General features: G+C 45.3%; 29 protein-coding genes. 24 read left to right on the top strand and 5 right to left on the bottom strand.

Going from position 1 to position 25739, the window contains the following annotated elements; all coding sequences use genetic code 11:
- Positions 1–18 precede the first annotated feature (18 nt).
- The 14 genes from V1498_RS18605 (at position 19) to V1498_RS18540 (ending at position 12992) form a co-directional block, all read left to right on the top strand.
- Positions 19–1257: an acyl-CoA dehydrogenase family protein gene (locus V1498_RS18605; RefSeq protein WP_409295309.1), complete on the top strand. Its 1239-nt coding sequence runs from the start codon at positions 19–21 to the stop codon at positions 1255–1257.
- Positions 1258–1282: 25 nt separating this feature from the next.
- Entirely contained in the window at positions 1283–2341 is a 1059-nt protein-coding gene (locus V1498_RS18600) for a phosphotransferase family protein (protein ID WP_409295307.1), read from the top strand.
- A gap of 241 nt (positions 2342–2582) precedes the next feature.
- Positions 2583–3521, top strand: a complete 939-nt coding sequence (locus tag V1498_RS18595) for a sugar-binding transcriptional regulator (RefSeq protein WP_409295305.1) — start codon at positions 2583–2585, stop codon at positions 3519–3521.
- Positions 3522–3696: 175 nt separating this feature from the next.
- Positions 3697–4371, top strand: coding sequence for a deoxyribose-phosphate aldolase (gene deoC / locus V1498_RS18590; protein WP_409295304.1), 675 nt, complete (start codon positions 3697–3699; stop codon positions 4369–4371).
- 73 nt (positions 4372–4444) lie between these two features.
- Complete coding sequence (locus V1498_RS18585; protein WP_409299365.1) at positions 4445–4843, top strand: cytidine deaminase; 399 nt, start codon at positions 4445–4447, stop codon at positions 4841–4843.
- Positions 4844–4871: 28 nt separating this feature from the next.
- Positions 4872–6050 (top strand): NupC/NupG family nucleoside CNT transporter, encoded by a 1179-nt coding sequence (locus V1498_RS18580; RefSeq protein ID WP_409295303.1) that lies wholly within the window; start codon positions 4872–4874, stop codon positions 6048–6050.
- 344 nt (positions 6051–6394) lie between these two features.
- Positions 6395–6991, top strand: a complete 597-nt coding sequence (locus V1498_RS18575; RefSeq protein WP_409295301.1) for an AmiS/UreI family transporter — start codon at positions 6395–6397, stop codon at positions 6989–6991.
- 121 nt (positions 6992–7112) lie between these two features.
- Positions 7113–7820 carry a spore coat protein gene (locus tag V1498_RS18570; RefSeq protein WP_409295299.1) on the top strand — a complete coding sequence of 236 codons (708 nt, stop codon included), beginning with the start codon at positions 7113–7115 and terminating at the stop codon, positions 7818–7820.
- Positions 7821–7994: 174 nt separating this feature from the next.
- The gene (locus V1498_RS18565) at positions 7995–8309 is read left to right on the top strand and encodes an iron-sulfur cluster biosynthesis family protein (RefSeq protein ID WP_409295297.1); all 315 of its coding nucleotides are present in this window, start codon (positions 7995–7997) and stop codon (positions 8307–8309) included.
- Between the two features lie 366 nt (positions 8310–8675).
- Positions 8676–9602: an ABC transporter ATP-binding protein gene (locus tag V1498_RS18560; protein ID WP_409295295.1), complete on the top strand. Its 927-nt coding sequence runs from the start codon at positions 8676–8678 to the stop codon at positions 9600–9602.
- 3 nt (positions 9603–9605) lie between these two features.
- Entirely contained in the window at positions 9606–10553 is a 948-nt protein-coding gene (locus tag V1498_RS18555) for an ABC transporter permease (protein ID WP_409295293.1), read from the top strand.
- Between the two features lie 147 nt (positions 10554–10700).
- Positions 10701–11459: a class I SAM-dependent methyltransferase gene (locus V1498_RS18550; protein WP_409295291.1), complete on the top strand. Its 759-nt coding sequence runs from the start codon at positions 10701–10703 to the stop codon at positions 11457–11459.
- 98 nt (positions 11460–11557) lie between these two features.
- Positions 11558–12613, top strand: a complete 1056-nt coding sequence (locus V1498_RS18545) for a lactonase family protein (RefSeq protein WP_409295289.1) — start codon at positions 11558–11560, stop codon at positions 12611–12613.
- A gap of 265 nt (positions 12614–12878) precedes the next feature.
- A complete protein-coding gene (locus V1498_RS18540; protein ID WP_409290255.1) occupies positions 12879–12992 on the top strand; it encodes a YjcZ family sporulation protein in 114 nt (37 codons plus the stop codon).
- Positions 12993–13058: 66 nt separating this feature from the next.
- Here the strand turns inward: V1498_RS18540 and V1498_RS18535 are convergent, their stop codons facing one another.
- Positions 13059–13388, bottom strand: coding sequence for a MerR family transcriptional regulator (locus V1498_RS18535; RefSeq protein ID WP_409295287.1), 330 nt, complete (start codon positions 13386–13388; stop codon positions 13059–13061).
- Positions 13389–13581: 193 nt separating this feature from the next.
- Between V1498_RS18535 and V1498_RS18530 the strand changes: the two genes are divergently transcribed.
- The 4 genes from V1498_RS18530 (at position 13582) to V1498_RS18515 (ending at position 17452) form a co-directional block, all read left to right on the top strand.
- A complete protein-coding gene (locus V1498_RS18530; protein ID WP_409295285.1) occupies positions 13582–13767 on the top strand; it encodes a Fur-regulated basic protein FbpA in 186 nt (61 codons plus the stop codon).
- Between the two features lie 8 nt (positions 13768–13775).
- A complete protein-coding gene (locus tag V1498_RS18525; RefSeq protein ID WP_409295283.1) occupies positions 13776–13919 on the top strand; it encodes a hypothetical protein in 144 nt (47 codons plus the stop codon).
- A gap of 229 nt (positions 13920–14148) precedes the next feature.
- On the top strand, positions 14149–16467 hold the full coding sequence (helD, locus tag V1498_RS18520; protein ID WP_409295281.1) for an RNA polymerase recycling motor HelD: 2319 nt from the start codon (positions 14149–14151) through the stop codon (positions 16465–16467).
- A 751-nt stretch (positions 16468–17218) separates the two neighbouring features.
- Positions 17219–17452 (top strand): hypothetical protein, encoded by a 234-nt coding sequence (locus tag V1498_RS18515; protein WP_409295279.1) that lies wholly within the window; start codon positions 17219–17221, stop codon positions 17450–17452.
- A 44-nt stretch (positions 17453–17496) separates the two neighbouring features.
- Here the strand turns inward: V1498_RS18515 and V1498_RS18510 are convergent, their stop codons facing one another.
- Positions 17497–18228 (bottom strand): class I SAM-dependent methyltransferase, encoded by a 732-nt coding sequence (locus V1498_RS18510; RefSeq protein WP_409295278.1) that lies wholly within the window; start codon positions 18226–18228, stop codon positions 17497–17499.
- Between the two features lie 196 nt (positions 18229–18424).
- Between V1498_RS18510 and V1498_RS18505 the strand changes: the two genes are divergently transcribed.
- The 4 genes from V1498_RS18505 (at position 18425) to tatA (ending at position 21230) form a co-directional block, all read left to right on the top strand.
- Positions 18425–18685, top strand: coding sequence for a hypothetical protein (locus tag V1498_RS18505; RefSeq protein ID WP_409295276.1), 261 nt, complete (start codon positions 18425–18427; stop codon positions 18683–18685).
- Between the two features lie 197 nt (positions 18686–18882).
- The gene (locus tag V1498_RS18500; protein ID WP_409295274.1) at positions 18883–19836 is read left to right on the top strand and encodes an LCP family protein; all 954 of its coding nucleotides are present in this window, start codon (positions 18883–18885) and stop codon (positions 19834–19836) included.
- A 173-nt stretch (positions 19837–20009) separates the two neighbouring features.
- On the top strand, positions 20010–21035 hold the full coding sequence (locus V1498_RS18495; protein WP_409295272.1) for an AI-2E family transporter: 1026 nt from the start codon (positions 20010–20012) through the stop codon (positions 21033–21035).
- 15 nt (positions 21036–21050) lie between these two features.
- Positions 21051–21230: a twin-arginine translocase TatA/TatE family subunit gene (gene tatA, locus V1498_RS18490; protein ID WP_409295271.1), complete on the top strand. Its 180-nt coding sequence runs from the start codon at positions 21051–21053 to the stop codon at positions 21228–21230.
- Positions 21231–21415: 185 nt separating this feature from the next.
- Here tatA and V1498_RS18485 read toward each other — a convergent pair whose 3' ends face one another.
- The 3 genes from V1498_RS18485 to V1498_RS18475 all read right to left on the bottom strand — a co-directional run bounded on the left by V1498_RS18485 (position 21416) and on the right by V1498_RS18475 (position 23152).
- Complete coding sequence (locus V1498_RS18485; protein ID WP_409295270.1) at positions 21416–21679, bottom strand: hypothetical protein; 264 nt, start codon at positions 21677–21679, stop codon at positions 21416–21418.
- A 149-nt stretch (positions 21680–21828) separates the two neighbouring features.
- Positions 21829–22596, bottom strand: coding sequence for an anti-sigma factor domain-containing protein (locus tag V1498_RS18480; protein ID WP_409295268.1), 768 nt, complete (start codon positions 22594–22596; stop codon positions 21829–21831).
- Positions 22589–23152 (bottom strand): RNA polymerase sigma factor, encoded by a 564-nt coding sequence (locus V1498_RS18475; RefSeq protein WP_409295266.1) that lies wholly within the window; start codon positions 23150–23152, stop codon positions 22589–22591. The genes V1498_RS18480 and V1498_RS18475 overlap by 8 nt, the downstream gene beginning before the upstream one ends.
- A 609-nt stretch (positions 23153–23761) precedes the next feature.
- On the opposite strand from V1498_RS18475, the gene V1498_RS18470 reads away from it, so the two are divergent.
- Entirely contained in the window at positions 23762–24439 is a 678-nt protein-coding gene (locus V1498_RS18470; protein WP_409295264.1) for a response regulator transcription factor, read from the top strand.
- Between the two features lie 3 nt (positions 24440–24442).
- Positions 24443–25696 carry a sensor histidine kinase gene (locus tag V1498_RS18465; protein ID WP_409295263.1) on the top strand — a complete coding sequence of 418 codons (1254 nt, stop codon included), beginning with the start codon at positions 24443–24445 and terminating at the stop codon, positions 25694–25696.
- Positions 25697–25739: the final 43 nt, after the last annotated feature.

Below are 25739 nucleotides of genomic sequence, written 5' to 3'. Positions count from 1 at the left end.
ACGGGTAGGGGGAGCAATATGAATTTCAGCACGTCTGAAAAAGTAAGGGATTTAGAAAAAAAGTTGAACGCATTTATGGATGACTATATTTATCCAAATGAAAAGCTGTTCGAGGAGCAGCTGGATCCGGCTGACAGATTCTCAAAGGTGCCTCCAATCATGGAAGAACTGAAACAAAAGGCGAAGAGTGAAGGATTGTGGAATTTATTCCTGCCGGACAGCGAATATGGACAGGGGCTGACAAACCTCGAGTATGCACCCCTTTGTGAGATCATGGGACGCTCCATGATTGCTCCTGAGGTATTTAATTGTGCAGCACCAGATACAGGAAATATGGAGGTACTGGTGCGCTATGGAACAGAACAGCAGAAAGAAAAATGGCTGAAGCCCCTTTTGGAAGGAGACATAAGGTCCTGTTTTTCTATGACAGAGCCGGATGCCGCCTCCTCAGATGCGACCAATATACAGGCGGGCATTATAAGAGATGGCGATGATTATGTGATCAACGGGACAAAATGGTGGTCATCGGGAGCGGGTGATCCGCGCTGCAGGGTTGGAATCGTCATGGGAAAAAATGATCCGTCTGCCCCTAAATATAAGCAGCAGTCCATGATACTCGTGCCAATGGATACAAGGGGAGTGACCATTAAACGGGTGCTTCCTGTCTTTGGCTATGATCATGCGCCTCATGGGCATGCAGAGATTGAGTTCAAGGATGTAAGAGTCCCGGCCGAGAATATGATCTGGGGCGAAGGGAAAGGCTTTGCGATTGCTCAGGGCCGTCTCGGACCGGGCAGGATCCATCATTGCATGAGGGTGATCGGAGCCGCTGAGAGGGCACTCGATGATATGTGCAGACGCGTACAGGAGCGGACCGCTTTTGGCAAAAAGCTATCTGAGCAGGGAGTGATCCAGGAATGGATCGCGGAATCGAGGATAGAGATTGAGCAGGCAAGGCTCCTTACGCTGAAGGCCGCTTATATGATGGATGTTTCAGGAAACAAGGAAGCAAAAGCAGAGATCGCCATGATAAAGGTGGCTGCACCTTCCATGGCCCTGAAGGTTATTGACCGGGCAATCCAGGCATTTGGGGCCGCTGGTGTCAGTGATGATGTGACCCTGGCTGCAGCCTGGGCCAATATCAGAACCTTGAGGCTTGCAGATGGACCGGATGAGGTGCACAAGCGTGCCATTGCGAAATATGAATTGGAAAAACACGGTCACCGTGAAGGGGCATACGCTGCCGGCTCTAATTAAGACAACGAAAATTGGAGGGGGAAAAATGGCATCAGAAATCATTCCAATTCGCAGGGGTGAAGAACTGGAAGCAGAGAAAATCAATGATTTTTTGCAGAGGAATCTGCCGGATGTCCCGGATGGGCCTTTGGAAGTGAACCAATTCAGCGCCGGGCATTCCAATCTGACTTATCAATTGAAAAAAGGCACTTGGGAAGCAGTGCTAAGGCGGCCGCCGGTTGGCCCGGTAGCCCCTAAAGCACATGATATGGAAAGGGAATTCAAGTTCCTAAAGGAAATCCACCACACATTCAAGGCAGCGCCGGAACCTTATTTGTTCAATGAAGGAAGTATAATCGGAGCTCCATTCTTCATCATGGAGCGGAAGCATGGAGTGGTGCTTGATACTGATTTTCCAGGCGGGGTAAGCCCAGGGCAGGAAGTCTGCAGTACACTTTCAGAGGTGATGGCCGATAATCTGGCGGCCCTGCACGACATTGATTATAAGAACACAGCCCTTGCTGCCATCACAAAGCCCCAAGGTTTCATGGCAAGACAGGCGGCAGGCTGGATAGGCCGGTATGAACGCGCCGAAACAAGTGTCATTCCGGAAGCAGACCGGCTCAAACAGTGGCTGATCAAGCATGTACCCACAGGCGGGGACAGTGCGGTTATACATTATGATTATAAATTGAATAATGCCATGTTCAATCAGGAATTGACAGAACTGACCGGACTGTTTGACTGGGAAATGGCCACAGTTGGAGACCCGCTCGCCGACCTTGGTGCCGCCATGAGCTATTGGATTCAGCCGGACGATCCAGAGCTGCTAAAAGGGGGGATGGGCAAACCGCCCGTTACAGTCACTTCCGGCTTTATGACCCGCCAGGAATTCATGGAGCGCTATGCCAAAAAAAGCGGCAGGGACTTATCTGACATGAACTATTACTTAACCTTCGCTTACTTTAAACTGGCTGTCATCTGCCAGCAGATTTTTTACCGCTGGAAGAAAGGCCAGACCCAGGATGAGCGCTTCGCCAGGCTGGACGTGTTCGTCAAAAGTCTGATTGAGCATGCAGATTATGTATCCAGTTCGAAATATTAAACGGCAGAGGGAGGAGACTTCGCGGCAGGCGGGGGACCTCTTGTTTTTTTTGCTTTTTTTATAAAATTGTTTCCGCAGAAATGTATGCAGTGAGGAACCAACAAGCATTTCCAGTTGCTCAATCCGTTTCTTTAAGTTGAAAATATGAACAGCGAAACAGGTACGCTAGAAAAAACGTTCAACTCTTTCCGTTTCTCTGCTAATATATAGATAACAGACTGGGTGGAAATGTGGTGAGACGATGGAGAATGATAAATTGTCAAAGGTAATCGAAGCGGCCAAGCTTTATTATCTGCTGGATTATAATCAAAGTGAGATAGCCAAGAAACTTGGAGTCTCTAGGCCGACGGTGTCCCGATTGCTGCAGTCGGCAAAAGAGAAAGGAATCGTGCAGATCAGGATTGTCGACTCAATGCTCGATAGTGAAAAAATGGAAAATGAACTCGAACAAAAATTCAATTTAAAAAAAGCGGTCGTCACCTCTGTGCCTCAGTACGAAAATCATGTGATTAAAAATTACCTCGGAGAAGCCGCTGCAGATTATCTGGGCGAAATTGTCAAGGACGGGGATGTGATTGGAGTCACCTGGGGAACGACGCTCTATCACATTGGCCTTGAGCTGAAACAGAAGTATGTCAGGGATGTAAAGGTTGTGCAGCTTAAGGGCGGCGTAAGCCATTCGGAAACCAGTACGTATGCGTCTGAAGTTTTATACTTATTTGGAAAGGCTTACAACACGCCTCCTATACATCTGCCGCTTCCGGCCATTGTGGATCATGTAGTCGTCAAAAGGGCGATGGAGGCTGACCGGCATATTAAAAAGATCCTTGATTTAGGCAAAGCGGCTAATATTGCTGTATTTACGACAGGTCCTATTAAGCCGGATTCCCTGCTGTTCCAGCTTGACTATTTTTCAGAAGAAGACCTGAAAATGATTTATGAGCATGCCGCCGGCGATATCTGCTCCCGTTTTTATAATAAAGACGGAGAAGTCTGCAATGAGAGCCTGGATGAACGGACTCTCGGCATAGACCTTCAGGAGCTGAAAAGAAAAGAATACTCCATTCTGGTTGCCGGGGGAGAGCATAAAATAAACGGAATTTACGGTGCTCTCCGGGGCGGTTATGCCAATGTGCTGATTACCGACCAGATGACAGCACAATTTCTTTTAGATATGTAACAGGAACTTTGCCCCGGGCAAAGTTCTTTTTTTGGTAAAATAAACATTTGTTCAACATTGTATTTACAATTGTTCAGAAGTGATATATAGTTAGTGTTGCAAAAAGATGAAAGCGTTTTTTATGAAATCCTAGGTCCTATATTTTCAAGTATGTATTGCGAGAGGAAGATGATTAATGACTCAATCGATTACTAGATTAATAGATCACACATTATTGAAAGCAAATGCAACTGAAGACCAAATTACTGTTCTTGCAGAAGAAGCTAAAGAATATTCATTCGCTTCTGTTTGTGTAAACCCGGTCTGGGTGAAAAAAGCTGCTGAGCTTTTGAAGGATGCACCTGACGTTAAAGTTTGCACAGTCATTGGTTTCCCTCTTGGAGCCTCTGCATCTGAAGTAAAGGCATTCGAGACTGACACTGCGATCAAGCATGGTGCAGACGAAGTTGACATGGTCATCAATATCGGTGCATTGAAGAATAAACAGTATGACACTGTCGAAGCGGATATCAAAGCTGTAGTTGAAGCTGCAGAAGGCCGTGCTTTGGTGAAAGTGATCATCGAAACAGCGCTCCTTACGGATGAAGAAAAAGTGAAGGCATGTGAAATTGCTGTTTCAGCCGGAGCAGATTTCGTAAAAACGTCCACAGGCTTCTCAACAGGCGGAGCTACCGTGGAAGACATTTCCTTGATGAGAAAAACAGTAGGACCTGATATCGGCGTCAAGGCTTCCGGCGGAGTCAGAGGACCTGAAGATGCCAAGAAGATGGTAGAAGCAGGTGCAACCCGAATCGGTGCAAGCTCAGGCGTTTCAATTGCCAAAGGAGAGCAGAGCCGCTCAGATTATTAATTCAGGCAGCAGGCGGCAGGCTGGCTGTATGGCCAGCCTGAATATGGCTGTCCGTTCCTGGGGAGGAAAAACAATGGATATCCAAAAGCTCATTGATGAGGCTGTAAAGGCCAGTAAGCAAGCTTATGTTAAATACTCTAACTTTCAGGTGGGGGCAGCCCTTTTAACAGGCGATGGCACCATCGTTCATGGGTGCAATATTGAAAACGCTTCCTACGGACTTACGAATTGTGCGGAAAGAACAGCTGTATTTAAAGCGGTGTCAGAGGGAAAAAAGGACTTTAAAGCGATTGCGGTGGTCGGGGATACAGATGGCCCGATATCACCATGCGGCGCATGCCGGCAGGTGCTTGCAGAGTTTTGCAGCGAAGATACAGCCGTCATTTTGGCAAATTTGAAAGGGCAGCATATCGTTACAACCATCAGCGAATTACTGCCGGGATTCTTCTCGGCCAAAGATCTTCATCAATAAGAGATAACATCATCGGGGGGACAGCAACATGAAATATCTAATCGCAATTCTGGGCTTGCTCGTTGTGTTTGGTCTTGCGTTTGCAGCCAGTAACAACCGTAAGCAAATCAAATATAAACCTATTGTCATCATGGTTATCATCCAGGTTCTTTTATCTGCACTGCTGTTGAATACAAAATTCGGCTTCATTATTATCAGCGGAATAGCAAACGGATTTGAAAAGCTGCTTGGTTACGCAGGGGAAGGCATTCAGTTTGTCTTCGGCGGCATCGCCAATGAAGGGCAAGGGCCGTTCTTCCTGAACGTCCTGCTTCCAATCGTATTCATCTCAGTACTGATCGGGATCTTCCAGCATTTTGGCATTCTGCAATTCATCATGAAATGGATCGGCTTCGGTCTTTCAAAGATCAATGGCATGGGCAAGCTTGAGTCCTATAATGCTGTGGCATCAGCGATTGTCGGACAGTCCGAAGTGTTCATCACAGTGAAAAAACAGCTCGGACAGCTCCCGGCTAACCGTCTTTACACATTGTGTGCATCTGCCATGTCTACGGTATCCATGAGTATCGTAGGCGCCTATATGACAATGATTGAACCAAAATACGTGGTTACGGCCATCGTAATCAACTTATTCGGTGGATTTATCATTGCTTCCATCATCAATCCATATACGGTGGACGATTCTGAAGATATTCTCGAAGTGGCTGAAGAGAAACAATCTTTCTTTGAAATGCTTGGAGAATATATCATGGACGGTTTCAAAGTCGCCATTATTGTCGGCGCGATGCTTCTTGGATTTGTTGCACTGATGGCTGCCATAAACAGCATCTTCGATATGATCTTCGGAATCTCATTCCAGGAAATCATCGGCTATGCCTTCGCGCCATTTGCTATCATCATGGGTGTACCAGCAGCTGAATCAGTCGCCGCCGGCGGGATCATGGCTACAAAGCTTGTTACCAATGAGTTCGTTGCCATGATGGACCTTTCTAAAATGGCTGGAGACTTCAGTCAGAGAACTCTTGGTATCGTCTCTGTGTTCCTGGTATCGTTCGCTAACTTCTCTTCCATCGGAATTGTTGCAGGCGCAGTAAAAGGACTGCATGAGAAACAGGGAAATGTGGTTGCCCGTTTTGGACTTAGACTGCTCTATGGTGCCACTCTTGTAAGTGTATTATCTGCAATTATCGTGAGCTTAATCTTATAAGTAAAGCAGGATGAGGCTTTCCCGGTGAGTAAAACGGGAAAAGCCTCTTGCTTTTTTCTGTTGAAAAGGGGCGGAGCTGCATGGATTAAAAAGGCTTCCTGCTGCTGGATACGCACATTATGCATTTCCATGGCATTCCTGGTGTGTCTTGTTCCGCTCCACCGCCTTATTGTGTTAGTTTCTGCTCTTCTCTACGTTCTTTTCCATGCATGCGTTGTGAGCAGAAAACTCATGTGGGTTTTCTATGAGATAAATACAAGTATATGCCTGCTGTGTAAAGCAGGCTTTATTTATTTTTTGAACTTGAGAGGAGGAGGGAAGCGGAGGAGCGCTTCCTGTATACAATGGGACAAGTAGGATTATTTTTATCCGGGGCAGCCCTGTTTTTGAATGCACTGGTGCTGATGGGAAAGGCGAATGATAAAAGTGCCGGAGTGTTCAATCTGTTTGTGGGTACTCTACAGGTGATTATTCCCTTTTATTTAATCGTCATCTCTGATGGAAGCAGCTGGGTCATTTTTCAGCATGCCGCCGTCTTTTTATTCGGCCTGACATACCTTTATTTTGGCTTGACTATCATTAAAGGACTGGATCCAAGCGGACTCGGTTACTTCTCACTTTGGACTGCGATCATCTGCTTCATTTACAGTGCCGCTTCGGTGATTCATTTCAATGACATCATCGGTGCCCTTACTTGGATTATGTGGGCTGTTCTCTGGGGATTGTTCTATGTCCTGAATGTATGGAAAAAGGATATCAGTGCTTATACAGGACGAGTTGCGTTTGTTCAATCATGGGTCACGCTGACGATACCGGCCCTTCTGTCGATGACGGAAATGTGGGACTCCATTCCCGGTCTGTCAACTGCATGGATCATTCTGCAGCTGCTTTGTCTCGCTTTTTTTGCAGTATCAGGTCTCTCGGACATACGCGGCCGTTAAAGCTGTTCCGGCATCGAATGCACTGGCAAAAACAGATAGCATTGCCAGAAGTTAAAGGCACATGGTTTCATCGGCATAGGAGAACTATTCTTTGCAGGTTTAATACAAAGGAGTGATTCTTATGCCATTCGGAGCACATGAAACGATGGAAGTGCATGAATGCTTAATGGAAAAAGTCAATATGCTGAATCAGTTTAACTTCTATCTCAAACAGGCTGAAAGCCAGGAACTGCAGGATATGATTGTGCGCCATCAGCAGGCGGCCATCCGGTCTTACAATGACCTTCTTGCCTATACACATGATTACAGCCGATTTGCCCCGATTCCGCCAAACACTAATCTGAGCGGCATCTCACCCGGCACCATCCAATATGGAGTCCGTGATCCCCGCCCGCTGCAGCCGGAATCCTCCATCAATCAGCTCAGGGACAGGGAAACCGCCAGTGGCATGCTGCTTTGCCATAAGAATGCGGCTAAGAATTCAATGTGGGCTTCCCTTGAAACAGCTGATCCGAATCTGCGCAAGATGCTGTTGAACTCTGCGGTAAATTGTTCAAATCAGGCTTATGAAGTATTTCTGTACATGAACCAGCTTGGCATGTACCAGGTTGCCGAGATGAATGATGACACAGCAAAAACGCTTCTCCACAGCTATGTGCCGACCGGAAAAGAGCTTGAAAGCACATACTTTGGCGGAGGAGAGCAGCAGAATCCCTACCAGGGAGGAATGAATCAGGGGCAGTCCGGCTACGGCCATGCAGGAAAACAGCCTGGTTACAATGGGGGACATCCCGCACCTGGCACCATGTATGGAGAAGGCGGTAAATAGGAACAGAATCCGTATCCCCAGCAGGGCCGCAATCCTTACGGCAGGGATATGGACGCCCATAATATGTTTTAAGAACCATCCTGCTGTTCAGGATGGTTTCTTCATGTTGTAATAAGGGTAAGATTTTCTTGCTGGAAATTGCTTGTGATTAATTGCATCTAAGGAGCTGTTTGTATGAACCTTACCGTCAACCCATCAGCTATTGAAGAGTTGAAAAAGTATGAGTACCAGGAAAATGAAGGAGTCAGGATCGAAGCGATCTATGTAGGGAGCTGTTCCATCTACGCTGAACATCACCTCAGGATTGACCAGAAGACAGCGCAAGACGATCTATTTATGGTACACGACATCCCGTTCCTCATTTCAAAAGAAAGCCAAAAGCTTCTCCATGACCAGCTTAGCCTGGATTTTAATCCCAGCTTGGGATATAAGCTGTCCTCGGCTGAGGAGATCTATAAATATAATCTTCAGCTCAAACGGAATAAGTAGGGTGAAATTCCTGATGAAGGCCTTTTTGCAATCAAACCAGAGCTGAAAAGGTCTTCATACCCCTGATGAAGGCCTTTTTGAATTCAAACCAGTGTTGAAAAAGCCTTTATTCCCTTGATGATTCAAACTCAGAGCTGAAAAGTCCCACAAGTACCCAATGCAGCCTTAAGCCAAAGCAGGTTTTCCTCAGATTAAAGTCGTATGTTCATATTTCCGTGACATTCAACCAGGTTGTTGTATGATAATCGGAAAAAATTAACAAAAATTTTGGTGAATATGTAACATTTTAGCCCTTCCTCCGTATATACTTGTGAGGGACAGCTGCTGTGCATACATAGAACATTACAAAAGAAAGAGGGGAAACATATGGCTGCAAACGCACTTGAAGTGCGATCGTTAACTAAGGTCATTGGCAAAAAAAGAATAGTGGATGACGTTAGCTTTGAAGTTCAAAAAGGGGAGATTTTTGGACTCCTCGGACCCAATGGGGCAGGAAAGACCACAATCATCCGAATGATTGTCAGTCTCATTAAGCGTTCATCAGGTACAGTAATTGTGAATGGAAACAATCTTGACGGCCAGTTCAGGGAAACTATGAGTGAGATCGGGGCGATTGTTGAGAATCCGGAGTTTTATAAATATATGAGCGGATACAAAAACCTGAAGCATTATGCAAATATGGCCATCAAGGAAGTTTCGGAAGAACGGATCAAGGAAGTGACCCGCCTGGTCAAATTGGAAGATGCCATCAACCAGAAGGTGAAAACATACTCACTGGGTATGCGCCAGAGGCTAGGGGTGGCACAGGCATTGCTTCACAACCCTTCACTCCTTATCCTGGATGAACCGACAAACGGATTGGATCCGCAGGGAATCAGGGAGTTCAGGGATTATCTCCACTCGCTTGCAAAGGAAGGCATCTCTGTACTTGTTTCATCACATCTGCTTTCTGAAATGCAGCTGATGTGCGACCGGTTTGCCATCATTGAAAAGGGAAAACTCATACATATTGCTACAATGGATGAATCACTTACTGAACAGGACCAGGCAGAGGTTGTGTTTGAGGTCAGTGATTCCGAGAAGGCTGTCGCCGTTCTCACGCAGCACCTGAAGCTTGAATACAAAGTGCTCTCAGATAAGGAATTCTCTGTATTCAGCGATAAAGCAACGATCAGCCAGATCAACAAGATCTTGATAAATGAAGACATTGATGTATTCGGTACAAGAAGGATCACAGCGACTCTAGAAGATCGCTTCCTGGAAATCACCAATAAAGAAAATAGGGAGGCGTAGGCAGTGATATCCTTAATACGCAATGAACTTATGAAAATGTTCCAAAAAAAGTCCAGCTGGATTTATATTATTTTAATTATAGCCGGTGTGATTGTGGGCGGGGTTATTTACGACAAAATCACACCTGAGCCAAATGCAGACTGGAAACAGGAGCTTCAGGCAGAAACTGCAGCACTGGAGAAGGGTTTGAGCAAGCAAAAAGGACAGGAAGCCGAATTCACTGCAACTCAGATTAAGCAGAATCAAGCTTATATCGATGCGGATGTAAATCCGAATGAAGTGACCAACTGGCACTTTATGAATTCGGTAGTTTATGGATTTACGTCATTGGTCACGCTGTTGGCTGTCATTGTATGCAGTGCCAGTGTTTCTTCTGAATTTGCCGATGGCACGATTAAACAGCTTTTGATAAGGCCGCACCAGAGATGGGCAATATTATTATCCAAATATATTTCCCTCCTCATCTATGCTGTCATTTTGATCGCCGTATTGATCGGGGCAGGCTATTTGACGGGAACGGCCCTCTTTGGAAACGGGGATTTCTCAACCAAATTCTTTGAAATGGGCTTAAATGGCGGTGTGAAGGAAACGGTAGTGGGGCCTCAGTTCTTCTTGAAGATCCTGTATTACATCCCCAGCTTATTAATTATCACAGCAATCGCGTTCATGCTTTCAACTCTTTTCAAAAGCCAGGCTCTTGCCGTTGGAATCGGGATCTTTGTATTATTCGTATCATCTTCCCTCGGCGGCTTGATCGTAGTGCTTGCTGACAAGTATGAATGGGCGAAATTCCTGATATTCCCTCATCTTGACTTAACGGTCTACGCCTTGCAGGATAAGATACTTGGTGATATTACGCTGCCGATATCCCTTGTTATACTGGCAGTATATTATCTGATCTTTATGACATTGACATTCTTTTTCTTCCAGCGCAGAGATATCAGCATTTAATTAAAGGGGGGGCTCTGGCCTCCCTTTTCGTGCATAAAAAAGATTTTAAGAGAGAGGTGTCGCAGGTGGGAAAGGAACACTAAAAACGCATTAGGGGTCCTCCTGTTTTTTTGATGTCACATTAAAAAACAAAATGGAGGTGAAAAAATGATGGATATTCAATTCATAACATTTTTAAATGATGCAGAGCGTAATTTTAGCGGCTGGGACTTTTCTTATGTCACAGAAACAGGGCGGCTGCAGACAGGGACGGCGGCATGGTCGTACGGCAGTACGGTAATTCCCTATATCAGAGGGGCTGATACTATGCTTGATATGGGCACAGGCGGGGGGGAATTGCTGTCAAACCTAAGGCCATTTCCGAAATCAATTTATGCGACAGAGGGGTTTGCACCGAATGTCCAGGTTGCGAGGGAAAGACTTGAGCCTCTAGGAGTCATCGTGGAAGTGGTGGATGAGGATGAAGTACTTCCATTCCCTGACCAATTTTTTGATTTAGTGATTAATAAGCACGAATCCTATTCGCCGCTTGAGGTGAGGCGGGTGTTGAAGGATGGAGGATATTTTATTACCCAGCAGGTTGGCGGGTCTGACTCAGCTGATATCAACAGAGCGTTGGGTGTTCCTGTAAATGACGAGTTTGCAGACTGGAACCTCGAGTCAGCCTCAGCCGGGCTGCTTGAAAATGGATTCCAGATTATACGCAGTGAAGAAGATGCCCCTGTGCAGCGCTTTTATGATATCGGGGCATTGATCTATTACCTTAGTGCCATTCCCTGGCAGGTCCCGGGATTTCATCCGGACAAGTATCGGGATGAGTTGTACCGGGTGCATCAAGAAATTCAGGAAAACGGATATTTGGAAGTGAAGCAGAGCCGGTTCATCATACTGGCCAGGGCAGTGTGAACAGATGGAGCCTCTCTCTATGGAGGCTCCATTTGTTTAACTCCATTCATTTAGTGATATAATTAGCTAAAATCCATTACAGATTGGAGCCGTAAAATATGACTCAATTTCTTGGTTATATCGGGACTTATACTAAAGGAGACAGCAAAGGCATCTATTCCTTCACACTGGATACGGATGCAAAGAAGCTCAGCGGGGTCACCCTTGCGGCAGAGCTTGGCAGTCCTACATATGTTAATTTGAGCAGAGATAATAAATTTTTATATGCGGTGGCTAAAGATGGCGATAAAGGCGGCGTGGCTGCCTACTCTGTAGATGAGAGCGGGACATTGACTCTGCTTAATCAGCAGATTTCAGATGGCGGTTCGCCTTGTTATGTAGATGTAGATTCCAATCTTTCAACTGTAGCAGCAGCCTACTATCATGACGGAACATCAAGATCATTCCCGGTCCTTGAGGATGGCAGCATCGGCCCTGCTTCTTCAATTGTGCAGCACGAGGGAACTGGTCCGAACAAGGACAGGCAGGATGGACCGCATGCTCATTATTCAGGGTATACCCCGGATGAAAAATTCATTGCGGTGATCGACCTTGGGATCGATAAGCTTGTAACATACAAGATTGGCGAGAGCGGGAAGCTGGAAGAAGTGAGCAGCCTGACGCTTAAGGCTGGCAGCGGACCAAGGCATCTTGAGTTTCATCCAAATGGGAAATGGGCCTATCTCATGACTGAATTGAGTAATGAAGTGATTGCTCTTTCATATGACAGCGGAAGCGGCAGTTTCAAAGAGCTTCAATATATTCCTGCCATTCCCTCCAGCTTTACTGAAAACAGCCAGGGGAGTGCAATCCATGTTTCAAGGGACGGAAAATTCGTCTATGCGGGCAACAGAGGCCATGACAGTATCGCAGTCTTCCAGGTAAATGAGGAGAATGGCAGCCTCTCTCTTGTGGAATACACTTCAACAGAAGGCTCCTGGCCGCGGGATTTCGAACTGGATCCAACTGAAAAGTTCCTCGTCGCTTCCAATCAGGAATCCAGCAGCCTCACCCTCTATGAAAGGGACGAAACAACAGGCAAGCTAACTCTGCTCCAGTCAGGAGTCGAGGTTCCTTATCCAGTGTGTGTGAAATTTATAAAAAATAAAGATTAAGTTATGGATAGCCGGCCTTTAATTGGCCGGTTTTTTTCTGTGCTGGGAGGAACTTTCGGTTAAATCGGAATAGGGTCTCAAGCGGAGAATTGCCATCTACCGAGTAATCATCAGGCAGTACATTGAAACAAATATCCTTCAAACTAAACCAAGCCCCTTTTTAATAGACGAAGAAACCATTTACTGTGCGTCTACATAGTATGTATGGAATTAACAATAACCCACGGGTTGTTGAAAAAAGAAAAATTAAAAGGAGGCATTCTTTATGTCTGGAGCAGTTGCTGGAGGTTACGGTTTTGGTTCAGGTTTTGCATTGCTGATTGTGTTGTTCATCTTGTTGATCATCATAGGTGCAAGTTTCTGTGGTGGCTTCTACTAAGAAAAAGTATTGAATCCAATAAAAGCTGAATACACAGGAGCCCATGCTGATGCATGGGCTCCCGTCTTATTTGGGGCGGTTAACGCCAAACTGGGCGTTAATCTGCCCCCTCAGCATGCTTTGGCGGATTTTCTTATATTCCTCTTTCTTCAATTCCCTTAGATAGTCCTGGCGGATCTCATGAGTCTGCACTCCCTCTTCCCGCTTGGCAGCAATATCCATCAGCCGTTCGACGTCCTCAAAGGAAAATTTCCTGCTTCCCCTTGCTGTTCTTTCCGGGAATATCAGCTTTCTTTCCTCGTAATATCTTATCTGCCTGACGGTTAAGCCGGTCAGCTCACTTACAATTCCGATGGTGATCACTTTTTTTGCTTTGTATGATGCATCCTGGGCCACAGGCTTACTCCTTTCACGGCGCTTTTAGGAAGATTATACGTGTAAGAGGTTCTGTAAAACAGGATTTTGTTAGAAAATCTTACATCACTTATAAAATATAGGGAGAATTACTGACAAACTTGGTGAAAGCGGGTATTGACCCGCATATAATATGTTTTACTATATGAAAATCAAAAATCAGAGGAGTGAGGTTATGCCGATTTTAAGGGCCGCAGTGGAAAAGAGGAAAAATTTTATTATGAGCAGGCTGATCCAGGCGGAGGTTTATAAGAAGGCTGAAGAGATGGCTTCCTTTACACTCACTCAACTGGAGCGGGATTACGAATATTTTGTCCTCCGCGATAGTGGAAATAAAAAGAATCCTAATGGTAAAAGGTGAGCTGGCGGATGGATGAAAAGAAGGCGGTTGAACTTGCGAGAAAAATTGCAGCGCTGGATATACAGCGGGATAAGATGTGGGAAGAGCTGGCCAAGGCTGCTGGGAACAGAGCTTATGAGATTCTCCGTCATATACAGAATAGCACAGCATGAGTGCAGCGGGCAGATGCAAAAAACCCCTTGGCCAAATAGGTCAAGGGGTTATATTTATGTATATGGTAAAAGATAAAGCCCGGGTAGTAAATCCCGCCGTTATATGATATTATAAACAGTGGCAACACAAAATTAAAAATAGTTAATATTAACCTAATTATAATTATACATCCAAATGAGTGCCTTGTCAATTCGTATTTTGAGAAAAAAGCAGGCGGGAGGAATTTTTATGGATAATACCCATTCAGAGTGGAAGAGTGAGCAGGACCGGGTTGATTATGTACGGAAACAGATTGAGGTAAAGGAGGAGAATCTGAGGCAGCATTCCGGGACAATAAAGCAGGGGATCCGGGCGCTTAGAGAAAATTTCTGGGAGGATGTGACGGTAAATCTGGATGAGCCGGATGACGTCATTGAAACTCAGGCGAGCATCAAACAGCAGGTTGAGCTGCTCTCAGAGCGGGAAAGAAGCCATGGTCTTCTTCATGAAGGATTGAAGAAATTATCAGCCTTGAAGAAATCCCCCTACTTCGGACGTATCGACTTCCACGAAGATGGGGAAGCAAATGGTGAGTCACTATACATTGGCATTGCTTCACTTCTTGATGAAAGTGAAGAAAATTTTCTTATCTATGATTGGCGTGCACCGGTTTCAAGTCTTTATTATGATTATCCTCCAGGACCGGCACAATATCAGACAATGGACGGGGCCATTACCGGCCGGCTTGAACTCAAGAGGCAGTATGTTATCAAGAATGGAAAGATCGAAGGATTATTTGATACCGGGATAACAATTGGTGACCGTTTGCTTCAGGAACTGTTAGGCAGCCGCTCAGATACAAACATGAAGAGCATTGTCGCCACCATACAAAAGGAACAAAATCAGATTATACGGAATGAAAAGAACAAAGTCCTGGTTGTGCAGGGAGTGGCAGGGAGCGGGAAGACCTCGGCTGCCCTCCAGAGGGTCGCATACCTTCTATATACACATAGAGAAACCCTGCATTCACAGAATATGGTTCTCTTTTCTCCCAATCCGCTATTTAACAGTTATATATCCACAGTCCTGCCGGAGCTTGGCGAGGAAAATATGCGTCAGACGACGTTTAAGCAGTTTGCGGAAAGCCTGCTTGGCCCAGCATTTGAACTGGAGGATCCTTTTGATCAGATGGAAGCTTCGATGAGCGGAGAGAACCGATGGCGGCTTGCGGCCATTTCTTATAAGTCATCCCTGGATTTCAAGGATTTAATCAACAATTACTTAGGTTTGCTTGGTAAAGGGGGAGTGGTGTTCAGGGATATCACCATCAAGAATGAAATACTAATTCCTTCAGAAAAGATTTCGGACTATTTTTACAGCCTGGACCAGCGTATTCCGCTGCCTAACAGGATGCGTCAGACAGCAGAGTGGCTGCTCGGGCGGGTAATGGAAAGCGAGAGAGTGGAGCAGGAGAAAGACTGGGTGCTGGAAGAGGTCCAGCTTCTTGATAAAGAGGATTTTCTGGAAGCACACCGTAGGATACAAAAAGAAAAAAGAAGTTTTGGCGATCATTTTGATGAGAGCGCCCGCGAAGAAGAACTGCTTCGCCGGAAAGTGATCCGGGGCTATTTCATGCCTATCAAAAAAAGGGTGAAAAGGCTGGGCTTTGCAAATGTACCGGAGACTTTCCTGGGCATGTTTGAAGGCGATGCCCCCGAAGTTCTGAAAGGCAGGCCTGGAGAATGGGAGGGAATTTGTTCACTCACTCTGTCTTCCATAAAGAAAAGGAAGCTATTATGGGAGGATGCTGCACCTTACCTCTATTTTAGGGACCAAATTATTGGACGAAGATCTTTCAGCCAGATCCGGCATGTTTTTATAGATGAATATCAGGATTATTCACCCTTCCAGGCTGACTATCTGAAAGGACTCTTCAGGTCTTCGGGCATGACATTGCTCGGAGATTTGAATCAGAGCATTTTTCCAGGATCCGGATCCCGGTCCCTCTTGGCGGAGAGCGATGAAGGGGAAACGGAAAGAATCGAACTTTTGCGAAGCTACAGGTCCACCAGGGAGATTGTGGAATTCACGAGGGAACTAGTAGAGAATGGGGACAGAATCATCCCGTTCACCCGGGAAGGCGGACTGCCTGAAATGATCGAGCTGTCTTCAGGGAAGGATTTGTATGGGTTCATAGCAGGCATGATGGAGAAGGAGCTTGAACAGGGGTCAGAAACGGCAGCCTTGATCTGCAAGACTGAAAAGGACGCCCGGGATGCTTATGCCATGCTGAAAGACAGAATGAACATCCAGCTGATGGACCGCCATGCGTCATCCTATTTGAAGGGGGCGGTCATCCTGCCTGTCTATCTGGCAAAAGGAATTGAGTTCGATTCCGTATTTATCCATGATGCCTCAAGCGATGCATTCTATAAGGAAAGCGATAGAAATCTGTTTTATACGGCGTGCACCCGCGCCATGCACAAATTGTATATGTTTTTTGTAAACGAACCGAGCCCTTTCATTTCAAAGATGCCTTCAAGTAAATATATTCTAAAAAAAATCTAAAAATTTCCGGGAATATGTTTTGGATAAAATGGCAGGGGTATATATAGTACTGTAACACAAAACATTCTCTATTAAGGAGCTGAGGCGAGTGCATACAGACCGAAACTCATGGAACAAAGAGAATGATGAAGTGATTACAAGTCCAGGCGATTAGCCAATAAGAAAGAACATCGGAACAGATTGCAGGAAGCTATGCGAAAGCTTTTTTAGGAGCTGGTTCGAATGAGTCTATTTATCAATCACTGGAACAAAGAAAATGACGAAGCGATTAACAGTCCGGGTGATCAGCGTTACTGATCAGGTATTCAACAGAAGGAAGAGCATTCTGTGTTAGACACGCAAGTGATCATAACAAGAAGGAGCTGATTTCTAATGAATACGTCCAGAAATCTATGGAACAAAGAAAATGACGAAGCAATTAACAGTCCGGGTGATCAGCGTTACTGATCAGGTATTCAACAGAAGGAAGAGCATTCTGTGTTAGACACGCAAGTGATCATAACAAGAAGGAGCTGATTTCTAATGAATACGTCCAGAAATCTATGGAACAAGGAAAATGACGAAGCGGTCAACAGTCCAGGCGATCAGAATTCCTGATTGGTATTCAAAAGAAGAAAACATATCGAGTTAGACACGTAAGTGATCATAACAAGAGGAGTTGGTTTCTAATGAATACATCCAGAAATCTATGGAACAAGGAAAATGACGAAGCGGTCAATAGTCCAGGTGATCAGTTTTAGGAGATCTACCATTGGGATGTGTCGATCAGGCTGAGGTATCCCAATACCGAGGAGTTGATTTTCTCATGAATACTGTGCCAAATTATTGGAATAAGGAAAATGATGAGGCTGTAAAAAGTCCAGGAGATAAGAATGTTTTTCACATTTCTCAGTATTTAATTGAAGAAACCTCCCTGTTAAATGCGGATATTAAAACGATTCGGCCAGAATTTGATATTAACGGAACACCCTTAAATAGTTATTAGACAAAGCCCGTCTGCAGTCCTTGCAGGCGGGCCTTATAATTGTCTCACTTTCCTGATACACGGAACACTCTATATCCCAGGCTGTTCCCATATTCGGCTGAAAGCTGATAGTGCATCTGCATAACCCCGCTTGCCTCCGAATTATAAGGAGGGGGAGAGAAAGCAGGAACAGAGGTCCCTTGCGGGGGAACATAATTTTCGAACTCCTCCATGATAGTCGCTGCTTTCAGCACATCTACAAACTTGAACCCGGCCAGCCTGAAGGCCTTCTTCCATTCGCTTTCCGTTAAGACGGCATGCACTCCATAAAACTTCTGAATCTCACTTTTAGCCTGCTGGCTAAGTGATGGCTCTGCAGCCATGTCGATCGTAATGAGAGCCCCTTCTTTCTTCAATACCCGATAAAATTCCGGCAGGCTCCTGTCAATCTGCGAGAAGGCAGTCGAGGATTCGGCGAGGATCAGGTCAAAGCTTTCCGGCTTGAAGGGCAAACGCTCCATCTCTGCCTTATAAATTTTCACTCGGGAATTTTCATTTGCAAATCTTATCCTGGCCTTTTCTATCATCTCAGGATGGCTGTCCACGGCATATATCTTGCATGGATAGCGGCTTGAGAGGTAAGCGGATGTCTGGCCGGTGCCGCACCCAGCATCGAGAATTCTGGATGCAGGGGCGATTGTCTCGTTCTCAAGCAGGACTTTCGTTAAACCAAGGCTTCCTGGGTGGGCGCCTTCAATTCCAAAATAAGCTAATGCATCTTGATATGAATAGTTCACAGGCGATCTCTCCTTAATTTCCAGGCTGAGGTACGATATTTTATGCTGTGTGAGCTTGGATGGCTGGGTCTTGATTAAAAATGGGTCAAGTTTTATCCTGCTGTTGTGTTATACAACTAGTCCGATATCTATCTGCATACATACTCTGATTAAGAACCGGTTATTTTCCGGATAAATGTAAGAGGGAGGTCAGGATATGTCGGTGTATTATAATCAGTGCCGTGGAGGAGTAGGCCGTGCTGTGGTAATCCGTACCCATAGCGGGGAAGTTCACCGCGGAATCATCCACAGGGTGAACCGGAGCAGGGTATTTCTCCGTCCGCTTGGCGGAAGAGGAAATTATGGCGGCTTTAGATACGGCTATTATGGAGACGGTTATGGTTTCGGCTATGGCTTTGGCTGGGGAGTAGCATTTGGAGCCATTGCTACGCTAGCGTTCATACCGTTCGTATTTTAAGAGCAGTGTGCAAAAAAGAGCTTATGGAAAGCTCTTTTTTGCTGCGTAAAAAAAATTAAACTATTTTTTCAGAAAAATGTATAATTAAAAGTGAGAATGCCTGGAATGGAAGGATTCTCTAATTTTATGTATGTAAAGTGAATAAAAAAACAAACTAACTGTATGACATAATAAGATTGGACTGGATGGTGCTTTGTATGGGACGGGTCGAAGAGCGGGGAAGGAAAAAGGCAAAGAAACAGCACAGAAAAACCAAGTTCATATTATGGACATTGGTACTATTGATCCTGGCTGGGGCTGGTTATGCTTATTACCAATTCAAGCAGGGTATCAATATGGCCGGTGTGAAAGCGCCGAATGAAAAGAGTGAAAACGAAGAGTCATTCAAGGGTGAGGAAGTAAACTATGGCAAAATCAATGTTTTGCTGATTGGCAGTGATACCCGTGGCAAAGAAACCGGTCTGTCAGATTCCATCATGATTGCCCATTATGACCAAAATTCGCATATTCCAAAACTGGTTTCCATTATGAGGGACACATACATAAATATACCCGGAAGAGGGATGAGCAGGATCAATGCCGCCTATTCAAGCGGAGGGGCGGAATTGCTGCGCCAGACGATCAAAGAGAATTTTGATATAACGATTAATTATTACGCCATTGTAGATTTCGCCGGATTCTCCAAAGTGGTCGATATCATTGCGCCGGATGGCATTGAGGTTGACGTGCCGCATCGGATGTCTGAAGGAATTGACATGACTCTTGAGCCCGGGCGGCAAGTGCTGCATGGTGACAAGCTCCTCGGCTATGTAAGATATCGCAAGGATTCGCAAGGGGATTTTGGAAGGGTGGAAAGACAGCAGGAAGTTATCGGAAAGCTGAAGAATGAGGCAATGAGTGTCACGAGCATTATGAAACTCCCTAAATTGATCGGTGTCATCAATCCTTATGTAGACACCAATATTGACTCTGGAACCATCTTTTCACTGAGTAAGGATGTTCTGTTTGGGAATGCAGCCGATACTCAAAATCTCCGCATACCGGTGGAAGGCTCCTTCTGGGATGCCAGGCATAATGGAGCGGCGGTACTGGAAATCGACCTTGAAAAAAATAAACAAGCTTTGCAGGAGTTTTTAGATTCTAAAAATTAGTAAAAACTGTTATATATGTTAATAAGGAATGGCCAATATCAGCTGTTCCTTTTTTGTACATAAATACCCAGAAAACTTATTCTTTTTTGGAAGTTTTCACGAAAAGTGTCGATTTTTTTGATATACTTGAAAGAGTTTATTGACTTTTTTTGAGTATCGGATGGGAGTAGATTATGAACTGGGCAAGTGATTTTTTTCGAAGTAAAGGCTTTACCCGTTTTCTGACGCTGGCAATATTAATTCTCATTCTGTTCAGTATCCACAGCATGCTGAATCTGGTATTGTTCACGTTCATCTTTTCCTTCCTTATGGGAAGGCTGCAGAATTTCATTACTTTTCATTTGAAAAAGATCGTGCCTGCCAATTCCAATTTGGTGATCATCGTTCTTTATACGATTGTGGTAGTTACAGTCATTATAGTCATCTACCGTTACATTCCTGTCATCATTGCCCAGGTAACCACGCTTGTCAGGCAGATTATCTATTTCTATGAACATCCGCCCGATAACCAAACGATTGTTTATGCCCTGAATCTTGCCAAAAATTTTGTTTCTCCTGAGGACGTCGAAAAGCATTTTAATACCATTTACACATATGTGACTACGCTTGGGAAAGCGAGCATGCAGGTCATCCTGGCCATCATCCTGAGTTTGTTCTTCCTTCTGGAAAAGAAGAGGATTATGAAGTTTTCCCAGAACTTTAAATTTGGTAAATTCGGCTGGTTCTTCCTGGAGCTTGAATACTTCGGCAGAAAATTCGTGAATACATTCGGGAAAGTAATTGAGGTTCAGTTCACCATCGCGTTTGTGAACGCTGTGCTGTCTACCCTGGCACTCTGGATTCTTGGATTCCCGCAGTTGATCGGACTTGCCATTATGATCTTCTTCCTTGGATTGATTCCTGTAGCCGGTGTGTTTGTTTCACTGATACCGCTTGTAACCATTGCCTACAGCATAGGCGGCGGCATGAAGGTCATATATGTGCTGGCCATGATTACTATTCTGCATGCGCTTGAGGCTTATGTGCTGAATCCGAAATTCATGTCTGCCAAAACCAATCTGCCGGCTTTCTATACATTCCTGGTCCTGATTTTCTCAGAGCATTTCCTTGGAATCTGGGGACTTATCATCGGTATTCCAATCTTTATCTTCTTATTGGATATAATGGATATCAAGGATTATGAACAAAAACTAAAATAAAAAGGAGATGCCTTCATGTTCTCTAATATTGGGTTTCCCGGTTTAATACTTATCTTAATCATCGCACTGATCGTTTTCGGCCCACAGAAGCTTCCTGAGATAGGTAGATCCATTGGGCAGTCCCTTAAGGAATTCAAGCGTTCCTCAAGGGAAACCATAGACGAGTTAAAGAACGAAGAGCAAAAAAAAATATGATTTACAAAGCCTTATCCTACAGGATTAGGCTTTTTTTTAGCTGTTTGCGTATATATTGCGGCTTTTGAACAAGAACGTTGATGTCCGCTGCAGGCCCTCGCTTCTCCGTTCCTATCGGCTTCGTTTAATGTATAAATCTTCACAGAACTCATTAGATAACAACATTCTTCATAGAAGCGAGTCTTTTATGGCATTCCTGGTCCATCACCGATATTCCTGGATGCCCCCCTGGCCAGATACTGTTCCTCGCTTCCGAGCTCCCGGTTCAGGAGCAGTTCCATCTTCTCCAGATCTTCCTTCAAAACAGGAGGATCTTCACCCGACCAATCCATGGTATAGGCAAAGTAATAGCCTCTGATCCGCCTGAAAATAAATAGGGTATGGGGATAATGATCGAAAGAGGCCCTGATATGATTTCTTTTCGAATAGGACCATTTAATCATCTTCATAGCCTTCTCTCCTTTATGTATGGTTCATTACCCGCCTATGGACGGGTGAAAACAAGATGCTGGGTTGTTGTATGGGGGCAGGTGAGGTTGGCCATTCCGACGGGGTTTATAAAAATCCCCGCCGGACTAAACTCCGGCGGGGATCCATTTTATATTTCCGAAGCTAGAACCATGCTTCCTTTTGGTGTTTTGCTTTTGGCATCCGGCTCAAGGGTGATGGCGATGGTATCCCATTCTTTCTTCATATCTGGGGAAAGACGGAATACTACAGTTCCCTGGCCGCCTGATGTGGTGAATGTACCTGCCCGGTAAGGCTTATCATCTTTGATGAGCCAGACCTGGTATACTTCTTTTTTCTTTGGCTGCTGGAGCTGCTGTGCCTGGACCACTACGCTTGATTCTCCGTTTTGATTTAGGATGGAGGCTGTTCCGACAGCAGTACTTTCGACCGGCTTTAATGGGATGAAGCTTTCTGTTGTATCTATGGCAGCGGAAGGCTTAGGCTTTCCGCCGTCTTCCTTGCTGTTAAGCAGATAAATATTTCCTGCAGCGGACAGGAATAGAGCGGCAGCCATGACAGGCACCAGCCAGCTTCGCTTCCGCCGATTCTGTTTAACTGGGTCTGGCCGGACGGGCTCTTTAGGCTCTGACGGTTTTGGAACCAACTTTGTTTCAAACATTTCCCGGCCATCTCTTGAGCTTGATAACACATTGCCCAGTATCCGTTCTTTCATTCCTTCAGGGGGAGCGACGGGCTCGGAGAGGAAAGGGAACTCACTTGAAACAGAATTCCACAGCTCGAGCTCTTCCCGGCACGCTTCACATCCGGCTGCATGCTGTTCGTATTCACGGGCTTCATCGGCTGACAAATGCCCGTTCACATAATCAATAAATCTACTGCAGTTTTTATCAGACATTTGATTTCCCTCCTTCCCTGTCCATATAGTCTTTCAAGTGTTTTAAAGCCAATCTGATCCTTCCCTTCACCGTGCCAAGCGGCAGATCGGTCACCTGAGATATTTTATTTTGGGTAAGACCCTTGAAATAGAACAGGTCGATTATTTTTTGCTGGTCATCCTTCAGCATAGAGACTGCACGCCTGATGACCCGGCTTCGTTCTTTGAATTCTACGATTTCCATGACGTCATTGCCAGATTCTTCTTTTACGTCATTTTCGTTATATTCATAGACAGGATCCTTTTTGCGCTTCCGTAAGATATCCAATGCGGTATTCCGTGTCATCGTAAGCAGCCAGGAAGAAAACCTGCCGCGTTCCTCGGTGTACGGGGAGTGGCCACTCCATAATTTAAGAAACACTTCCTGGATAACCTCTTCGGAAAGCCCGGAATCCTGAGTCATTTTGTACACAAACGAATAAATGAGCTTCTCATAACGTGTATAAAGAATTTCAAGAGCTTCTGCATCCTGGCCCAGTATCCTTTGATACAGCGTTATATCCTTGTCTCCGGACATAAAAATCTCCTTTTGTATAAGTGATACTTCGATCATACTAGTTGTAAGCCGATAGCTCAATTTTCTACTGAAGCAAACGTATGGAATTGTCATTTGGATGTGTTTTTCCTGTGGCTTTTTTCTGTGGAAAAGGGGCGGAGCTGGATGGATCATAAGGCCTTGGGCAGTTTGTGAACATCATTTATCTTGCCGCATCCCTGTCTGCGCCTTACTCCGCTCCACCGCCTTATTGTGTTTGTTCCTGCTTTTGATTTGGTTCTTTTCCATGCATGGGTTGCGAGTAGAAAACTCATGTTTGTTTTCCGTGGAAAAGAGGGCGGAGCTGCATACAGCCTGACGCTAATTAAAAGAATGTGAAACCTAATTTATCTTGCTGGCATCCCCTGTTGTGCCTTGCGCCTTATTGTGTTTGTTCCTGCTCTTGTCCAGTTCCTTTCCATGGATGGGCGGGAGTAGAAAACTCTGGTTTGTTTTTTAAGGTTAAATTAAGGGAGGTCCTATATAGTAGGCAAGAAGTGCTAAAAACGTTTTTTGGTATACAAGTCATTGAGATTTCTTCTAAAATAAGTTTAAATATAGCTGATTTCTAATAAAGGCAGGGATGGCACAGTGAAAATTTTAGTGGTTGAAGATAATCAATCCCTATTGGAATCAATTAAAGATATATTATCGGATGAATTTGAAGTAGACACAGCAAGCGACGGGGAGGATGGACTCTTTTACGCACAGCAGGGCATTTATGATGTAATCCTTCTGGATGTGATGCTTCCCGGGATAAGCGGGTTTGATATCGTCAAGAAACTGAGGGAGGATAAAATCTCTTCTCCCGTATTATTCCTCACAGCAAAGGATTCACTGGAGGACCGGGTCAAGGGCCTCGATTATGGCGGTGATGACTACCTCGTAAAACCGTTTCAGTCGCCGGAGCTGAAGGCTAGAATCCGGGCACTGCTCAGGCGGAGCGGCGTCATGGGGCTGGATCAGATACTGAAGTACCGGGAGCTTGAATTAAAGGGCAAGGAAAACGATGTCCTTGCAGCAGGGCAGCCCATCAAACTGACGATCAAGCAGTACGAGCTGCTGGAATATCTGATTCAAAATCAGGGGAAAATACTCACCCGTGAACAGATATTTGACAGAATATGGGGATTTGATTCAGATACCACCATCGTCATAGTTGAAGTTTTCATCCACCATTTAAGGAAGAAGCTGGAGCCATTTGGCTATCATAAGGATATCCAGACAGTTCGTGGAATCGGTTATATGCTAAAACAGCAAGAGGGGTAATATATGTTCCATAAAACAAGGCTCCGCCTGACTGTATTAAATTCGATTGTATTTATAATCATCCTGGTTTTCCTGGGCAGGAGCATTTATTTTTATACCGAGTCACTGGTATTCAAGGGGGCCGACCTTTCCTTAAGCTCGCTTATAAATAAACTGAATGATCCGGAGCTCACTTTGAGTGACCTAAAGAGGGAGCCGGGCGTTTACGTGCTCGTATGGGATCCTGATAAAAAGCTTGTAGAAGATTTATCAGAACGGAATCCATTCTTCACTCAATCTCAGAAAAAATTTTATCCGCGGCGTATTGATAAGTTGGAAGATATGAAAGTCGGGGACTTTGCATTCCGCAGCCTTACGACAGAGGTGGATATTGCTTCCGAAACGTATAAATTCCAGCTCGTGCGGGAAGTGGATGCCGAGAAGAGAGTGTTGAACAGACTGCTTTATATCTTATTCGCAGGCGGGGGTGTAGGGATCCTTTTTGCGGTCGGAGCCGGTTTCTTCCTCGCGGGAAGAGCGCTGGTGCCTATCAAGAAATCTTGGGAAAACCAGCAGCAATTTGTCTCCGATGCCTCGCATGAACTGCGTACACCGCTTGCCGTCATCCAGTCCCGGACGGAAATGCTCTTCCGGTCGCCGGAGGCTACCATTGAAGAAAAGGCTGTGGATATATCCGTCATCTCCAAGGAGGCCAGGAGGCTGAATAAACTCGTAGCCTCATTGCTTACCCTGGCAAGATCGGACACCGGCCAGGTGGTGGTGGAGAAAGAAAAATTTCAGCTGGATGTGCTGATCCGCGAAATCCAGGAACAGTACGCCGATATCGCGGCCATCCAGGAAAAGGAAATCAAGCTTGGCCAAATCGAGCCGCTGTATTTTGTCGGAGATAAAGAAAGAATTCACCAGCTGATCGTCATCCTTGTGGATAATGCCTTGAAATTTACCGGGCAAAACGGAGAAATTACCCTTTCATGCCGAAAGGATGCCCAATCCATCATCCTGTCGGTAAGGGATAATGGAATCGGCATCGCAAGTGAAAACATCCCGAAGATCTTCAATCGTTTTTTCCAGGCCGAAACCGCCCGGACAGACGAATCAGGCGCCGGTCTTGGATTATCGATTGCCAAATGGATCGTCGATAACCACAGCGGCTCCTTCAAGGTCAAAAGCTCGCCAGGAAAAGGGACGGCCATTGATGTCATATTCCCTAAAAATCAGAAAATCAAGAACAGCGCCAGCAGAATAGGCACCCGGTAAGTGGGTGCCCGAGGATGTCCCCGATGTAGTGGGGATATCCTTT

Source organism: Paraperibacillus marinus (assembly GCF_046237605.1).
In the GTDB taxonomy this organism is placed as follows: Bacteria; Bacillota; Bacilli; order Bacillales; family DSM-1321; genus Paraperibacillus; species Paraperibacillus marinus.
Note: the sequence above shows the minus strand (reverse complement) of the source record. Positions and strands in the feature narration are given on the sequence as shown.

Excerpts from the sequence above, each read along its gene's own strand:
- V1498_RS18605 (WP_409295309.1), top strand. The coding sequence starts at position 19 with ATGAATTTCAGCACGTCTGAAAAAGTAAGGGATTTAGAAAAAAAGTTG.
- V1498_RS18600 (WP_409295307.1), top strand. The coding sequence starts at position 1,283 with ATGGCATCAGAAATCATTCCAATTCGCAGGGGTGAAGAACTGGAAGCA.
- V1498_RS18595 (WP_409295305.1), top strand. The coding sequence starts at position 2,583 with ATGGAGAATGATAAATTGTCAAAGGTAATCGAAGCGGCCAAGCTTTAT.
- deoC (WP_409295304.1), top strand. The coding sequence starts at position 3,697 with ATGACTCAATCGATTACTAGATTAATAGATCACACATTATTGAAAGCA.
- V1498_RS18585 (WP_409299365.1), top strand. The coding sequence starts at position 4,445 with ATGGATATCCAAAAGCTCATTGATGAGGCTGTAAAGGCCAGTAAGCAA.
- V1498_RS18580 (WP_409295303.1), top strand. The coding sequence starts at position 4,872 with ATGAAATATCTAATCGCAATTCTGGGCTTGCTCGTTGTGTTTGGTCTT.
- V1498_RS18575 (WP_409295301.1), top strand. The coding sequence starts at position 6,395 with ATGGGACAAGTAGGATTATTTTTATCCGGGGCAGCCCTGTTTTTGAAT.
- V1498_RS18570 (WP_409295299.1), top strand. The coding sequence starts at position 7,113 with ATGCCATTCGGAGCACATGAAACGATGGAAGTGCATGAATGCTTAATG.
- V1498_RS18565 (WP_409295297.1), top strand. The coding sequence starts at position 7,995 with ATGAACCTTACCGTCAACCCATCAGCTATTGAAGAGTTGAAAAAGTAT.
- V1498_RS18560 (WP_409295295.1), top strand. The coding sequence starts at position 8,676 with ATGGCTGCAAACGCACTTGAAGTGCGATCGTTAACTAAGGTCATTGGC.
- V1498_RS18550 (WP_409295291.1), top strand. The coding sequence starts at position 10,701 with ATGATGGATATTCAATTCATAACATTTTTAAATGATGCAGAGCGTAAT.
- V1498_RS18545 (WP_409295289.1), top strand. The coding sequence starts at position 11,558 with ATGACTCAATTTCTTGGTTATATCGGGACTTATACTAAAGGAGACAGC.
- V1498_RS18540 (WP_409290255.1), top strand. The coding sequence starts at position 12,879 with ATGTCTGGAGCAGTTGCTGGAGGTTACGGTTTTGGTTCAGGTTTTGCA.
- V1498_RS18530 (WP_409295285.1), top strand. The coding sequence starts at position 13,582 with ATGCCGATTTTAAGGGCCGCAGTGGAAAAGAGGAAAAATTTTATTATG.
- V1498_RS18525 (WP_409295283.1), top strand. The coding sequence starts at position 13,776 with ATGGATGAAAAGAAGGCGGTTGAACTTGCGAGAAAAATTGCAGCGCTG.
- helD (WP_409295281.1), top strand. The coding sequence starts at position 14,149 with ATGGATAATACCCATTCAGAGTGGAAGAGTGAGCAGGACCGGGTTGAT.
- V1498_RS18505 (WP_409295276.1), top strand. The coding sequence starts at position 18,425 with ATGTCGGTGTATTATAATCAGTGCCGTGGAGGAGTAGGCCGTGCTGTG.
- V1498_RS18500 (WP_409295274.1), top strand. The coding sequence starts at position 18,883 with ATGGGACGGGTCGAAGAGCGGGGAAGGAAAAAGGCAAAGAAACAGCAC.
- V1498_RS18495 (WP_409295272.1), top strand. The coding sequence starts at position 20,010 with ATGAACTGGGCAAGTGATTTTTTTCGAAGTAAAGGCTTTACCCGTTTT.
- tatA (WP_409295271.1), top strand. The coding sequence starts at position 21,051 with ATGTTCTCTAATATTGGGTTTCCCGGTTTAATACTTATCTTAATCATC.
- V1498_RS18485 (WP_409295270.1), bottom strand. The coding sequence starts at position 21,679 with ATGAAGATGATTAAATGGTCCTATTCGAAAAGAAATCATATCAGGGCC.
- V1498_RS18480 (WP_409295268.1), bottom strand. The coding sequence starts at position 22,596 with ATGTCTGATAAAAACTGCAGTAGATTTATTGATTATGTGAACGGGCAT.
- V1498_RS18475 (WP_409295266.1), bottom strand. The coding sequence starts at position 23,152 with ATGTCCGGAGACAAGGATATAACGCTGTATCAAAGGATACTGGGCCAG.
- V1498_RS18465 (WP_409295263.1), top strand. The coding sequence starts at position 24,443 with ATGTTCCATAAAACAAGGCTCCGCCTGACTGTATTAAATTCGATTGTA.